Genomic DNA, 14,285 nt, shown 5'->3' with positions numbered 1-14,285 from the left:
GGACGCTTTTCAAAGCCCTTTAGATTAACAAGCCCAAGCATATCGGCAACTATTTGGCGCACCTCATCCTTTGGCTTCCTTTGAAGCTGAGGGCCGAACGCTATATTTTCATACACATTCAAATGAGAAAAAAGAGCATAACGCTGAAAGATAGTATTGACTCTACGCTTATGCGGTGGCAGGTCGTTAATACGCTCGCCCTCAAAAATAACGTCTCCGCTATCCGGCTTTACAAATCCTGCGATAGCACGAAGCGTTGTTGTTTTTCCGCATCCCGAAGGTCCTAACAGGGTTATGAACTCTTTTTCATTGATGTACAGATTTAAGTTTTCCAAAACAGTGTTATCACCATAGCTGACGGTGACATTTTTCAAGTCAATAATCTTTTTCAATTATGCACTTCCTCTTTATTGCAGGCGTTGGAAAGACTAACCAACCCCCTCACGATTTACAATTTGTAACAATCAAATTGCATTAAGACAAATATATTCTTTTTATATATTATTGTCAACAGTTTTTTACAAAAAAGTAATACAGCCTGACACAAAAATCAGGCTGTACTGTTTTACTGAAATAATGGGTTATACTGAACATTATTAAGTGCACACTCAACCGTGCCCAAAACCTTTGAAAAATCGCACACAAGCGAGCGTGGCTTTTCGCAGGGATTATCCATTTCCATAGGTACAAAATAGTAGCAACGGTAATTAAGAAGAGTGCCTATATTCTTTGCTGCAGCACCAAGAGCATCATTGGTTGAAACACCTATAACAACAGGCTTATTATTACGCAAATGTGATTTTACCGCCATAGTTACAGGCGTGTCGTTTACACCGTTTGCAAGCTTGGCAAGTGTGTTTGAGGTGCACGGCACGACACACAAAACATCAAACATATGCTTTGGACCGATAGGCTCTGCGCCCTCAATGGTGCAGATTATTTCATTGCCGCTTACCTGCTCTATCCTTTTTCTGAACTCCTTGGCGGTTGCAAATCTTGTATCTATACTGTACGCATTATAGGACATAATGGGTACAACATTATACCCTTTATCAACAAGAGATTTCATAGCCGTAATGCTTTTATCAAATGTACAAAATGAGCCTGTAAAGCAATAGCCTATATTCATAGTGCCACCTCCTTGTTTTTGATAATTGCTTTAGCGACAGCCTCCCCTGCCGATTTAGGAGAAAGGCGTGCGGGCAATCCTCTTGCAACAACTGTGTTTACTCCAAGAGCCCCTGCAAAATGCATATCAACTCCACCGGGGAATGACGCCAAATCAATAATCAATGTATCATTATTACAGGTACGAAGCTCTCTTTCGTTAATGACGGGATGAGGGACAGTATTAAAAATGAAATCATATCTGCAATTAAGATTATCAAAGCCTATTGCATCAGCACCGTTCATACCTGCAAGAGCACGCTGAACATCATTTCTTGCACACACGGTAATATTTGTCGTATAGGCGGACAAAAGCCTATGCAGTGCTTTTGAAATTCTGCCGTAGCCTACCAACAGAACACTTGAATTGATAAGACTTAACGAGCTACCTTGAACGGCAATGCAAATTGCACCCTCGGCTGTATAAAAGGCATTTTCTACGGCAAAGGCCTCATCCTTTGTATAATCAATCACATTATTACCCTTTACATTGCCGGCATATATTATTTTGGCAGAGCATTCGCTTATACCTACAGGATTAACTCCGGCAACAGCAAAATCTGCCTTGTTCATATCATCTACTCTTTCAAGCCCGGTATTTTGCAAATATTCGGCAGCATACGGTACCCTCTTATCGTCACCTGAAAGCTCATAAAATGTTGTCATTACACATCACCTTTTACATTTTATGAAATAAAATAAAAAGGGTGTTTATTTTTTGGATAATAGGTAGTATAATAAAAACATACTTTTGTATTTGGGAGGGCTATCCTTGAAAAATATTGATGAGCTTTTAAGAGAAAGCAAAAAAATTCATTTTATAGGAATCGGAGGAGCCGGTATGTGCCCGATAGCAGAAATCCTGCTATCTCTCGGCTACACACTTACAGGCTCTGATAACAACGATACAGAAACCTTCAGACGAGTTGAAAAGGAGGGTGCAACGGTTTTTCTCGGTCAAAAGCCTGAAAACATCAGCGACGACACCGAGCTTGTAATTTACACAAACGCAATACTCAAGGGCAACAAAGAGCTTGAGTATGCAAAGGCAAATTTCCCTTGCTTTGAGCGTGCGGAAATTCTCGGTGCATTAAGCCGTATATTTTCAAATTGTATAGGCGTTTGCGGAACGCACGGCAAAACCACCACATCATCTATGATAACACAGGTGCTTATGGAGGCAGGTCTTGACCCGTCGGCTGTTATCGGCGGCAAGCTTCCGCTGATTGACGCCTACGGAAGATACGGAAAAAGCCAAAACTTTGTTTGCGAAAGCTGTGAATTTAACAACACATTTTTGCATATGAATCCCGATATGGCGGTTGTGCTGAACATTGACGAGGACCATCTTGACTTTTTCAAAAATCTTGACAACATAAAAAAGTCCTTTAGACAGTTTTGTGAGCTGACAACAAGGACGATTATTTACAACGGTGATGACGAAAACACCGTTGATATGCTAAAGGGCATTGAGGGTAAAAGGCTTATATCAATAGGCAGAAACGACGGCAACGAATGGGTTGCCAAAAACGTAAATGTACCCGGTGGATTTCACAGCGAATACGACGCATACCGCAACGGAGAATTTGTTGCACATATTGTTCTCTCCGTTCCGGGCGAGCATAACATATTAAACTCGCTTTGTGCATTTGCAGCAGGTGTAGAAAGCGGTGCACAGGTAGACAAAATTCTTGATGGACTTAAGCATTTCGGAGGTGCGGCAAGAAGATTTGAAAGGCTCGGCACATACTGTGGAGTCACCTTTGCAGACGACTACGCACATCACCCTGCCGAAATTAAGGTTACACTTGAGGCGGCAAAGAAAATGGGATACAAAAATGTTTGGGCAGTGCATCAGCCGTTTACATTCACAAGAACATCCCTGCTCCTTGACGACTTTGCAGAGGTTTTGCAAATTGCGGACAAATGCGTAATAAGTGAAATTATGGGCAGCCGAGAGGTTAACACAATCGGTATCAAGGCAACCGATTTGTCATCAAAGATACCGGGAGCTGTTCAGCTTGATACCTTTGAGGAAATCTGTGATTATGTATGCGACAATGCAACCGACGGTGATTTGGTTATCACCCTTGGCTGCGGTGATGTGTACAAGGTGGCACGAATGATGTGCAATAAGCTAAAAAGAAGAGAGCAAAAAGAAAATGTATGAATTCAAGATAACAGACAACGCAACCGAAGATTCAAAGAGCATTAGATTTGAAGTGTTCTGCGACGAGCAGGGTGTTATAAAAAGCCACGAAATTGATGATTTTGATACCAACAGCGAGGCAAAGCATATTGTACTTTACCATAACGGCAAGCCTATCGCAACATCAAGATTTTACAAAGAAAACGGTGACACCTGGCACGCAGGCAGAATTGCGGTAATTAAAAAATACAGAGGCACGGGATGTGGCAGATTGGTGCTTGAAAAGGCAGAGGAGTGTATGAGAGATCTCGGCGCAAAGGAAAGCTTTATATCTGCTCAAATTCAGGCACAGGGCTTTTACGAGGCCCTTGGCTACAAGGCATACGGTGACGAATATTTGGAGGAGGACATACCCCACATCGCAATGAAAAAGATGTTATAGCATTTTGTAATAACTACAAAGAAAAAGCCCACTGCGGTGACCTTCATTTTGAAGGCGTTGCAGTGGGCTATATGTTTTAGAAATAATCCTTTAATATTTCGTAATCCTTTTCTATAAGGGTGACCTTATCCTGATGAATGTCGCAATCCACCTTTATTATATCTATCAAATTCGGGTTGCGAACGGTCAAGACTTCACCGTCAAGCGACACTATATTTCTTTCGCCGCCAAGTGCCTTAACAAGAGCCTTTACCTCTCGGGGATAATATTTTTGATTATCCATATCAAAGCGGGCAAGCACCATTTGAACAATAAAATACATGGTAACTGCAAGAACAGCACCGATAAGCAATACCCACAAAAAGCTATTGCCGTATTTAACAAGACTGAAAACCGAGGCATAGTCCGTAAATCCGATACGTATATCCATTAACGCAGGCACAAGATAACACACGCCGACAGCGAAAAGATACCCGACAAGCATTAGCGGGTTATAAAAGAAAAGGAACATCAAGAGCATTACATTATTACCGAGCAGCACAGACAATAGAGTTGAGAGGCTTAGCGAAAAAAGGTAATGCTTTTTTATTTTGCCGAAAAGTGAAGCGTAAAGTCCAATCGGCAAAAAGATATTTACGAAATATTTACCCGATAGATACTGTGAAACAACAGACGGCGGATTATCGGGACTTGTCAAAAACAAATCCATTGCACCGGAAACAAGGCTTTTATCAACTATTAATGAGGTACTGCAATCGGTTGTATACACAAGATGAGAAAGGTAATCGCCGAAAAACAGATTATACGCCTCATTAAGTATTCCAAACAGTACTGCCCTGCCCTTTATTAAGTATGCAAACGACCTTACCAAATTGCAAAACGGTGAATACAAAAGCCCTAATGCTACTCCGATTATTACACCGGCAAGAGCAGAACAAATCACATAGTATTCAAGCGACATTTCTCTACATAGCCTTACTGCAAGCAAGGACAGCAGCAGGCTTACCATTATCCCGAGTGCTTCACCGCTGATGACATAAAAAACAGAATTCACCAAAAGCAAGGACAAGGCTGTGCAAACGGTAATAAGGCTGTCCTTTTGGGCAAAGGATGCAATTATCCCTGCGCAGGCGGTTGACCACAACAGCGATGTAACGGCATCAACATCAAGGCTTACGCTTGGTAAAAGCAATGCAACAAGTCCTACTGCAAGCAAATAAAACGATAATATGGCTATGGGAAATTTTAGGACTGTAATAAGTCTGTTTTTGGAAGTAAAAATATTCATATTAGCAATATGCCCAACAAAATACCCTTTATGCATTTTTTGAATATTATAATAATGGATGATTAAAAACAAGGGAAAATGTTAACAATATTGATATAAAGACAACAATAAAGGGTGAAATAAAATGAATATTAAACGAGGCGATATTTTTTATGCCGATTTAAGTCCTGTGGTGGGAAGCGAGCAAGGCGGAGTAAGACCTGTTTTAATAGTTCAAAATGATGTGGGAAACAAATTTTCACCAACCGTTATTGCCGCGGCAATTACAAGCCGGCAGGGCAAAGCAAGCCTACCTACTCACATAGAGGTAAACGCACACGATTGCGGGCTTGCAAAAGACAGCGTTGTTTTGCTTGAGCAGGTTAGGACAATTGACAAAAGAAGGCTAAAGGAAAAAATGGGCACCCTGCCCACAAGCGATATGTCGAAAATTAACGACGCAATAACAATTTCTATGGGATTATAAAGAAATCACCTTGGATTTTTCCAAGGTGATTTTTACATAATGACGTTTATTTTATTGTAACAGTTGCGTTATATTTGCCGTATGCCCATGATTTGCCGTCGGACACGGTAATTGTAACGGGATAAACATTATCCTCATTTTGCTTTGAAACATCACATTTCATAGTAAGATTTGAGGAATTTATCTTTGAGTTCTTCGGTGCAATAACGGTAACGGTTGTGTCATCAAGCCCCTCAACAGTTGCCTTTTTGCCATCAGGTACACCCTCTACGACAATATTTGAGCTGTTAACCCTAACCTTATGAGCAGAGTATTTATTGCTTACGGTTACCTTTGCGGTAATCTTTTTTGTATCGTCAAGCACGGAAATACCATTTAAGGTTGAAACATCAAAATCAAATTCCTGCGTGCCTACCTTGAGGTCGCCAAAATAGATAGTACCGATATCCGCAGCGGAAATATCTGCCGTTGAAAGTACGCCGGCATGAATTCTATTTGTTGAATACGTTACCTTTACAATGTTATTTGCAAGAGAGGTTGGCCTGTCCTCAAAGGTTGAGGTGATAGGCAGGATTTTGGTTTTAAGAACAGGAAGGGTTACAGACAGCGATTTAATCGGAGTGTTTGTATCTGTTCTGTTTGTAACGGTTAGGTAGCTTGACTCAACTCCCGGGCCGTCAATTTGTATTGCACATTCTGTTGTATAAGGCTCGGTAAGATTTTCCTTATTATCAAAATCAACCTCACAGTATGCTCTTTCTATTTTATCAACATAGGTTTTCGGACCGGATACGGCAACCTTGTCCTCGCTGATAATAGGCTCACCGAAAATATACCCGTCGGCAATAATATTCTTGTCATATACCAAATCGACATCAAAGGTCTTGGTGGTATTGACATCAAAGAATCCATCAATGGCGCTTGGATAAACGGAATCAACCGTAAAGTCAAGCCGTTTTGATTTGTTGGTTACACGAATAGGGATGGACTGGTTGCCTGTTCTGTTAACCGCAGATGTATCAAAAACAATGTTGAGGTCATTCTCGGTAACCTGACCGATAACGTACTTTGGACCTGAAAGAGTAACGCTGATGTCTACTGAATTTTGCAGAGAATAATACTGCATACCCAACTGACTCGACAGCTTGCTGCTGAGCTCGATAGGGGCATTAACCTTTATGGTTTTGGTATCATCGGAGCCGACACTTAAAGATGAGCCAACCCAAACAACAACAGCAAGAAAAATTGAAAGCAAAATCAAATACTTATCGTTGTAAACCAAATCCGAAAAGGAAAAGCGCTTTTTCTTTTTTTCGTTTGTATTAACATTTTGCGCAGAGGCTTTATTTTTTTTGCTCATTACTTTGTAAACCTCCTTGCCAATCTTGAAATTAATCTGTCATCCGAGGAGATTTCATCGGGAATATACAGCTCTGTAAGAATATCGCGCATATCGCCCGTTGATATTTGACGACGCAGTGTACCATTGCTTGCATAGCTTATATCCCCTGTTTCTTCACTGACAACAAACACAACGGCATCGCTTTGCTCCGATATACCGAGAGCTGCTCTGTGACGGGTACCGAGTGACGACGACAGCTCATCGTTCTTTGTAAGAGGCAGGATACAGCCTGCCGCATAAACGCTGCTGCCTTTGATAACCATTGCACCGTCGTGGAGTGGTGACTTTGGGTAAAAGATATTGCCTATAAGCTCCTTTGACGGAGTTGCATCAACAACAGTACCCGATGCAATAATGTCACCGAGAAGAGTATCATTTTCAAAAACAATGAGTGCGCCTATCTTGTCATCTGACATTTCGGCACAGGCCTTGCAAACAGCATCAATGGTAGTTTTCATTTCAGCCACATCAATGGCAACACCCGAATTAAACAGGCTTTTGACGAAGTTGCGGGCGGTTCCCTTGCCCATTTGCTCAAGAATTTTACGGATTTCGGGGCCGAACAGTATTACAAGAATAATAAGGATGTTGCTGAATATCATCCTCATAATATAGCTTGAAGCACCCATGCCGAAGAAGGTTACGGCAAAGTACACGAAAACAAGGACTATTAATCCCTTTATGAGCTGCATTGCCCTTGTTTCTCTTATTACTCTTACAACAAGATAAATAAGGATTGCAACAAAGGCAATATCAATTACATCAATAACTCCAAAGGTGCGAAACAGCCCTTTTACCTGCAAAAAGAAATCAATAATAGAATTGATTAGATTTTTGAAATATCTGAATTTGAATTCAATTGTTAAATCTAAAATCGGCATTTTTGTTCATTCCTAATATTTTTACTGATTACATAATAGCACATTTTTGCCAACAAATAAAGTGCAATTAAAACATTTTTATAACTTTTTTACAACATCAACAAATTGTTCACATTCTCTAAAGGTATTAAACATACCGAGGCTCACCCTTACGGTGCCTCTGTCCGCCGTGCCGAAATGCTTATGAGCAAGCGGAGCACAATGAAAGCCCGCCCTTGTGCATATGCCGTGTTCTGCCAAAAGTGCCGCTGTTTTTTCGCTTGAATAATCCTTGCAGTTAAACGAAACGATAGGCATAGCCCTTTGCTTTTGCGGTGCGGGTGTGTAAAGTTTTACATCATCAATACCGGACAGAGAAGAATAAATACACCCTGCAAGCGACATTTCGTGAGAGTAAACGCTATCAATACCGTATCGGTTAATATAATCAATTCCTCTGCCTATGGAAATGATGCCTGAATTATTCAAGGTGCCTGACTCGAGCCTGTCGGGATAAAAGTCGGGCTGTTCAAGTGACATAGAGCTGCTTCCCGTACCGCCATACATAAGAGGTTTAAGCTCTACGCCTTTGCCAAAAGCAATAAATCCTGTACCCATTGTACCCATAAGACACTTATGCCCGGGTGCGCAAAGAACATCTATAAAGTCCCTTTGTGCATTAATATCTGCAACACCGACACCCTGGGCGCCGTCAACTATAAATCTTATACCATATCTTTTGCAAAGTCTGCCGATTTTTGCAACAGGAAAAACGACACCGAACGCATTGCTTGCATACATACAAACAACAGCCTTTGTATTTGGTCTTATCAACGATTCAAAGTTTTTTAGCGTTTGCTCATCATCAAAGGAGAATTTTGCAACATCATATTCAATCAATTTTTCATCAAAAAGTGCCTGAGCAACACGGCTGACGCTGTTATGCTCTAACGATGAAATGATGATATGGTCGCCCCTTGCTACGCTTCCTCTTATTGCGATATTCAGTGCCTCGGTGCAGTTTTTGGTAAACACAATATTTTCAGGCTCAAAACCGAGCATCGAGCCGATTTTTTCTCTAACAGAATAAATCATTTCGCCTGCCTTAAGGCTTTGCTTATATCCGCTTCTGCCGCTGTTGAACGAATACCTTTTGAGTGCATCTACGGTTGAAGAAAGAACAGGCACAGGCTTTGGATAGGAGGTGGCGGCATTGTCAAAATATATCATTTTTCCACCGTCCCAAGCATTCTTATTCCGTTTTGGTAAAGCAAATCGGTTGCCTTGTCAATATCCTGACATTTTACACGCAGCACAAAGCCGCATCCGTCACTTGCAGACGGATTTTCTATTCTTGACAGGGTTGCACCTATACCCATCCTGCGCAGAGCCCTTGCACCCCTTTGGGCATTTGTAACAGAGCCCACCTTAATTTCACACATAAAAAATCACCTTCCTTACATATTATGCGTAAAGAAGGTGTGTGCAACTATTTTGCAAAAAGTATTATACTATCATTCCGGATTCTATCCACGACAATACCGACGGATATTCCTCCTTATACTCATCAAGGCGCTCACTGTTAGAATCTACAAATGCAAGGAACTCGTCTACGTCCTCAAACTCGAAGGTAAAATCCTGAACAAAATCGTAGGTAGCCGTAAAGAAATAATCAAACAAATCATCTGCGGAAAAGCATTCAAGAAGCTTATCGGCAACAATCTCGGTAATATAATCAAATCCGTTTTTGATTTTTAAGTCTTCGTCATCATCGAAGGTGTCGATATTTTCGTTTTCATCACAATAGGCAACGATATCATCCTTTTGAATACCTATCTGTGCAAGATAATCAACAACATCCTCAAAATCTGTTTCATTAACCTCATCATAAAGGCGGTACTCAAACTCGCCAATCAAATTTTGAATCGCAGTTGCCTTAAAAATACAATCAATTTCGTGCCCCGGCTCATCGGTAATTACAAATCCGTCCTGCTCAAATTCAGACCAAATAAGCTCATAAAGACGGGTGTATTTATCCTTTTCCTCAAAAATTGCCTCTTCAATAAATGAATACAGATCCATATTATCCTCCCGATCATCACATAGTATTCTCACAATGTAATTGTATATCATATTATTTGTATTTTCAATATTGCATTACAAATTATTTTAAGTTATAATTATTTTATGTATATATTTTCGGATTTGGTGATTTTATGAAATACACAATCAAGAGCAAACAAGCACAGGTTAAGGTACTCCAAGACGGAGCAATGCTGACCTCGCTGATAAAAAACGGTACGGAATATCTATGGCAGGGCGACGAGGAGCACTGGGCAGGTCAGTCACCGATATGCTTCCCTATTGTTGGAATGTTGCCAAACGACAGCGGTACGGCATTTGGTAAAAAATGCAAGATGAAGCGTCACGGCATTGCAAGAATTAATCCTTTTGAATTGAAGGAGCAATGCAGTAATTCCGTTACATTTATCCAAAAATCAAACGACAGCACAAAGGAAGCCTTTCCCTTTGACTATGAGCTTGAGATAAAATATACTCTTGTAGGTTCAACAGTGTCGGTTGAATATTTGGTAAGAAACACCGGTAAAGAGAGATTTCCGTTTGTTATTGGCGGACATCCTGCATTTAACTGTCCTTTAACCGAAAAAGAAAAATTTGAGGACTACAAGGTTGTATTTGGCAAGCCGTTAGCTAACGGATACCTTCGCCCCAATCACCAAAGCGGATTAATTGACGTTAGCCAAAGGTATAACGATACATACGGCAAGGATACTATCGAAATGCGTCACGAGCTGTTTGAGGAAAAGGATGCAATGATATTTGACGGCATAGAGCCTAAATGTGCTACACTTATCGGACCTAACGGCAAGGGCATAAAAATCGAATATCAGGATATGGCTAACCTGCTTATTTGGTCCGCCTGCGGCAATTCAAATTTTGTGGCACTTGAGCCGTGGACAGGTATTTCAAACTGCAGCGACGAAACAGATGAGATAGAAAAAAAGCGCGGTATGACTATACTTGAGCCTAACGAAGAAGCAGGCTTCAAGTATAAAATAACAATGATATAGGGTGACAATATGAATTACGGAATGTTTAGAGTGGCGGCGGCAAGCCTTAAGTTAAAGGTTGGATGCCCAAGCTACAACAAGGTCGAAATAAAAAAAGCAATATATGATGCAGAAAAAAAGGGCGTTAGGCTTTTGGTAACACCTGAATTATCAATAACAGGCTACACCTGTGCCGATTTGTTCTTTACAAAATCACTACTCAACGCATCAAAGGAAGCTTTGTACGACATCACCGAATACACAAAGGACAAGGAAATTGTTGTTATAGTAGGTGCGCCGTTGCCGTACAAAAATGCAATATACAACTGTGCATTTGTTTTGTACAAGGGTGTAATTCAACTTGCAGTGCCAAAGCAGAACATTGCAAACTACAACGAATTTTACGAAAAGCGTTGGTTTGAATCAGGCAAGAATGTCGACGAGTATATTGAAGACGTTGATCACTATTATCAGCTTTCTTCATCTGCTGTATTAAAGCTGACCGATGAGGTTACTTTAGGCATTGAGCTTTGCGAGGACCTGTGGGTTGCAAAGACGCCGTCATCCGATCTTGCACTCGGCGGTGCAAATATCATAGTTAACCTGTCGGCAAGCGACGAATATGTATCAAAGGCAAGGTACAGAAGAGATTTAATTGCAAATCAATCCGCAAGATGTATCTGCGGATATGTTTATGCAGGAGCAAGCGTTTTGGAAAGCACAACAGACCTTGTGTTCAGCGGTGCAACCGTTATTGCGGAAAACGGTGCAATACTCGCCGAGGGAAAGCGATTTAGCCGTAACAGCGTTATTACCATTGCCGATATTGACTGCGAAAAGCTAAACACACTCCGCCAAAAAAACACAAGCTTTACGGCTACCGATGACTCGATTGAAATTAACGAGCTTTCGGCAAGTATTGTACTATCGGACGATGACGGCGACGAGGATGAGGAATTGGAATACGGAGATTCAATCCTAAATCCCGACAATGACCTTGCATACAGATATGTTGACCCTCACCCGTTTGTACCCGGCAACAAGGACGAGGTACGCGAAAGATGCGAGGAAATATTCGCAATTCAGGCGAGCGGACTTGCAAAAAGACTTGAGCACATTGGATCAACCGGTTGTGTTATAGGCATCAGCGGAGGGCTTGACAGCACACTTGCGCTTCTTGTTTCGGTTGAGGCAATGAAGCTTTTAGGCAAGCCTGTATCTAACATTATGGGCATTACCATGCCCGGCTTTGGCACAACGGACAGAACGTACACTAACGCCATAGAGCTTATGAAATCGCTTGGTGTAGAGATAAAGGAAATAAGCATTAAGGATGCTTGCATAGGGCATCTTAAGGATATTGAGCACAGCGAGGACATTAAGGATATAACCTACGAAAACACACAGGCAAGAGAGCGTACTCAAATTTTGTTTGATATGGCAAACAAGCATAATCGACTGCTCGTAGGCACAGGTGATTTGTCAGAGCTTGCAATGGGCTGGTGCACATATAACGGTGACCATATGAGTATGTACGGGGTTAACGCATCCGTACCGAAAACACTTGTGAGATACCTTGTTGAATATGTTGCAGTTAAAAGCGACGAAAAGACAAGGGCTATATTGCTTGACATACTCGACACCCCTGTTTCACCCGAGCTATTGCCACCCGATGAAAACGGCAAAATTGCTCAAAAAACAGAGGACAACATAGGCCCTTACGAGCTTCACGACTTTTTCCTATACAACTTTGTAAGATTCGGTTTTACAAAGGAAAAGATTCAAAAGCTTGCAGAAAAAGCATTTGACGGTGTATATGAAAAAAAGACAATCGGCAAATGGCTGGATGTTTTTATGAAAAGATTTTTCATCAGTCAATTTAAGCGCAGCTGTATTCCGGACGGGCCGAAGGTTGGCTCGGTTTCACTTTCTCCGCGCGGAGATTGGAGGATGCCGAGTGACGCCTGCTTTGACGATTATATATAAGGGCCGGCAAGAATAATCACAAACCCCCGATTGGAGAATGATCCAATCGGGGGTTAATACTTTTGTATATTAAAATTCTACACACTCTATTCCAAGCAACTCGGCAAGAGCCTTAATCTCGGCTGAAATGTCGGTCATGGCAACTGCAAAATACGGTTCCCATCCATCCTTTACCGAATTCTCAATTACATCACGAACATTGTTCTTTGTTTCAATAACAATGGTTGTGCCGGAAAACTGCTTAAATCTGTCAATAGACCTGCCGTTTGCTACAAAGAAGCGGAATGTGCCGTCTGCCTTTTTGCCTACTCTAAACACGGTTGCATGGTCGGTTGAACGACAGCCAAAGTCCATAACAGGACCGACACCGCTGATATGATGGACACCTACCTGTGCCCTTGAATCCTCACGAGCAATTGACGGAGGAGCCATACCGCAATTCCACAAAGTAACGCAGTTATACTCTTCGTCATAATTTACGGGTGAGCCAAAATATGCTGGCATCTTTGAAAGATATTGACATATGTAAATTGACAGTGCACCGTAGGTATCTGCCTCACAGGCTGACGGAAAACCAAGGTCGTTAAGGAACGATAACACACCGCATACCGGAGTACCGTAAGAATCGTTAAGGTCATGCATACAGCCGGATGACACTGCACCGATATTGTTTTCGTTGCAAAAATCGAAATAAGCCTTAAACAGTCTGCCTGCATCAAACAGGTTTTCTCTATTTATATTAAAGATATTAGGCACTATATTTTGAACGTCAAATATAAAGTGCCTGATTTCATCCTCGTCGTAGGAATTTGCTTTTTCCACAAGCTTTCGTGATTCCACTTGAACAAGATTAACACCGAAGCAGCGCATAAGCTCGCTCTCTATTCCCTTGCCAAAGCCAAAGCCTGCCGAAGCATTGCCGACCTGCAAAAGATTAAGCTTTTTAAGAGAAGCCTTAAGCTTTGATGCAGTAAGAACGGCGCCGATTCTTTTTCCTGTTTCGTCATCAAAGGTTGATCCGACTACAAAGCTGAATTCTCTGCCGATATTTTCCATAATATTTGCGGCGGTGTATGCACCCGAAATGGAATTGAGCCTTATTTTTTGACCGTCAACCACAGGCTCCGGAATCGCCCACAAAAGCACAGGGCAATCCACGTTTCTTGCAATCTCGGTGATATAGTTTCCGCTTGCAAATGTAATGTTTTGAACAATAACAAGGCTCGGTCTTTCATCCTTAATAAATTCCAAAACAGACTCCAATGATGTAAGCGGTCCGTCAGGTATTACAATATTCTTGTCCACCTGCCTAAGCATACTGACAGAATCGTTAAATTTCATTTTTGCCTCATCCATATTGTATGAGGTCGTACCTATAGGCAGATACAGTGCCTTAAATTCCATATTTCTCCTCCTATTGCAATGAAGCTAACCGCAATTACTGTAATAATTAT

The 14,285-nt window shown here is 41.4% G+C and carries 15 protein-coding genes; 5 read left to right on the top strand and 10 right to left on the bottom strand.

Annotated elements, in window-relative coordinates:
* The 3 genes from Q0P34_RS06450 to Q0P34_RS06440 all read right to left on the bottom strand — a co-directional run.
* Nucleotides 1-392: ABC transporter ATP-binding protein (locus Q0P34_RS06450; protein WP_294954522.1), on the bottom strand; the 392-nt coding region annotated here is incomplete at its 3' end.
* A 173-nt stretch (nucleotides 393-565) separates the two neighbouring features.
* On the bottom strand, nucleotides 566-1,129 hold the full coding sequence (locus Q0P34_RS06445) for a dipicolinate synthase subunit B (RefSeq protein ID WP_294954519.1): 564 nt from the start codon (nucleotides 1,127-1,129) through the stop codon (nucleotides 566-568).
* On the bottom strand, nucleotides 1,126-1,833 hold the full coding sequence (locus Q0P34_RS06440) for an NAD(P)-dependent oxidoreductase (protein ID WP_294954517.1): 708 nt from the start codon (nucleotides 1,831-1,833) through the stop codon (nucleotides 1,126-1,128). Before Q0P34_RS06440 ends, Q0P34_RS06445 begins: the two co-directional genes overlap by 4 nt.
* A gap of 106 nt (nucleotides 1,834-1,939) precedes the next feature.
* Between Q0P34_RS06440 and murC the strand changes: the two genes are divergently transcribed.
* Both murC and Q0P34_RS06430 read left to right on the top strand, forming a co-directional pair.
* Complete coding sequence (gene murC, locus Q0P34_RS06435) at nucleotides 1,940-3,337, top strand: UDP-N-acetylmuramate--L-alanine ligase (protein WP_366783779.1); 1,398 nt, start codon at nucleotides 1,940-1,942, stop codon at nucleotides 3,335-3,337.
* On the top strand, nucleotides 3,330-3,758 hold the full coding sequence (locus Q0P34_RS06430; RefSeq protein ID WP_294954514.1) for a GNAT family N-acetyltransferase: 429 nt from the start codon (nucleotides 3,330-3,332) through the stop codon (nucleotides 3,756-3,758). The genes murC and Q0P34_RS06430 overlap by 8 nt, the downstream gene beginning before the upstream one ends.
* A 76-nt stretch (nucleotides 3,759-3,834) precedes the next feature.
* Here Q0P34_RS06430 and Q0P34_RS06425 read toward each other — a convergent pair whose 3' ends face one another.
* Complete coding sequence (locus Q0P34_RS06425; protein WP_294954511.1) at nucleotides 3,835-5,046, bottom strand: hypothetical protein; 1,212 nt, start codon at nucleotides 5,044-5,046, stop codon at nucleotides 3,835-3,837.
* Between the two features lie 124 nt (nucleotides 5,047-5,170).
* On the opposite strand from Q0P34_RS06425, the gene Q0P34_RS06420 reads away from it, so the two are divergent.
* Nucleotides 5,171-5,512 (top strand): type II toxin-antitoxin system PemK/MazF family toxin, encoded by a 342-nt coding sequence (locus tag Q0P34_RS06420; RefSeq protein WP_294954508.1) that lies wholly within the window; start codon nucleotides 5,171-5,173, stop codon nucleotides 5,510-5,512.
* A gap of 46 nt (nucleotides 5,513-5,558) precedes the next feature.
* Here Q0P34_RS06420 and Q0P34_RS06415 read toward each other — a convergent pair whose 3' ends face one another.
* The 5 genes from Q0P34_RS06415 to Q0P34_RS06395 form a co-directional block, all read right to left on the bottom strand.
* A complete protein-coding gene (locus tag Q0P34_RS06415; protein WP_294954505.1) occupies nucleotides 5,559-6,872 on the bottom strand; it encodes a CdaR family protein in 1,314 nt (437 codons plus the stop codon).
* Nucleotides 6,872-7,795, bottom strand: a complete 924-nt coding sequence (gene cdaA / locus Q0P34_RS06410) for a diadenylate cyclase CdaA (protein WP_294954503.1) — start codon at nucleotides 7,793-7,795, stop codon at nucleotides 6,872-6,874. The genes Q0P34_RS06415 and cdaA overlap by 1 nt, the downstream gene beginning before the upstream one ends.
* 78 nt (nucleotides 7,796-7,873) lie before the next feature.
* Nucleotides 7,874-9,004, bottom strand: a complete 1,131-nt coding sequence (locus Q0P34_RS06405; RefSeq protein WP_294954500.1) for an aminotransferase class V-fold PLP-dependent enzyme — start codon at nucleotides 9,002-9,004, stop codon at nucleotides 7,874-7,876.
* Nucleotides 9,001-9,216 carry a DUF3343 domain-containing protein gene (locus Q0P34_RS06400; RefSeq protein ID WP_294954497.1) on the bottom strand — a complete coding sequence of 72 codons (216 nt, stop codon included), beginning with the start codon at nucleotides 9,214-9,216 and terminating at the stop codon, nucleotides 9,001-9,003. Before Q0P34_RS06400 ends, Q0P34_RS06405 begins: the two co-directional genes overlap by 4 nt.
* Nucleotides 9,217-9,280: 64 nt before the next feature.
* Nucleotides 9,281-9,856: a hypothetical protein gene (locus Q0P34_RS06395; protein ID WP_294954494.1), complete on the bottom strand. Its 576-nt coding sequence runs from the start codon at nucleotides 9,854-9,856 to the stop codon at nucleotides 9,281-9,283.
* 134 nt (nucleotides 9,857-9,990) lie between these two features.
* Here Q0P34_RS06395 and Q0P34_RS06390 point away from each other — a divergent pair, with 134 nt between their 5' ends.
* Nucleotides 9,991-10,866, top strand: coding sequence for an aldose 1-epimerase family protein (locus Q0P34_RS06390; protein WP_294954492.1), 876 nt, complete (start codon nucleotides 9,991-9,993; stop codon nucleotides 10,864-10,866).
* A gap of 9 nt (nucleotides 10,867-10,875) precedes the next feature.
* Nucleotides 10,876-12,831 carry an NAD(+) synthase gene (locus Q0P34_RS06385; protein WP_294954489.1) on the top strand — a complete coding sequence of 652 codons (1,956 nt, stop codon included), beginning with the start codon at nucleotides 10,876-10,878 and terminating at the stop codon, nucleotides 12,829-12,831.
* 69 nt (nucleotides 12,832-12,900) lie between these two features.
* Here the strand turns inward: Q0P34_RS06385 and Q0P34_RS06380 are convergent, their stop codons facing one another.
* Nucleotides 12,901-14,235, bottom strand: a complete 1,335-nt coding sequence (locus Q0P34_RS06380) for a fucose isomerase (protein ID WP_294954486.1) — start codon at nucleotides 14,233-14,235, stop codon at nucleotides 12,901-12,903.
* Between the last annotated feature and the right edge of the window lie 50 nt (nucleotides 14,236-14,285).

The sequence above is a fragment of the uncultured Eubacterium sp. genome (assembly GCF_945980375.1).
In the GTDB taxonomy this organism is placed as follows: Bacteria; Bacillota; Clostridia; order Oscillospirales; family Acutalibacteraceae; genus Eubacterium_R.
This window is presented reverse-complemented; position numbering and strand designations above follow the sequence as displayed.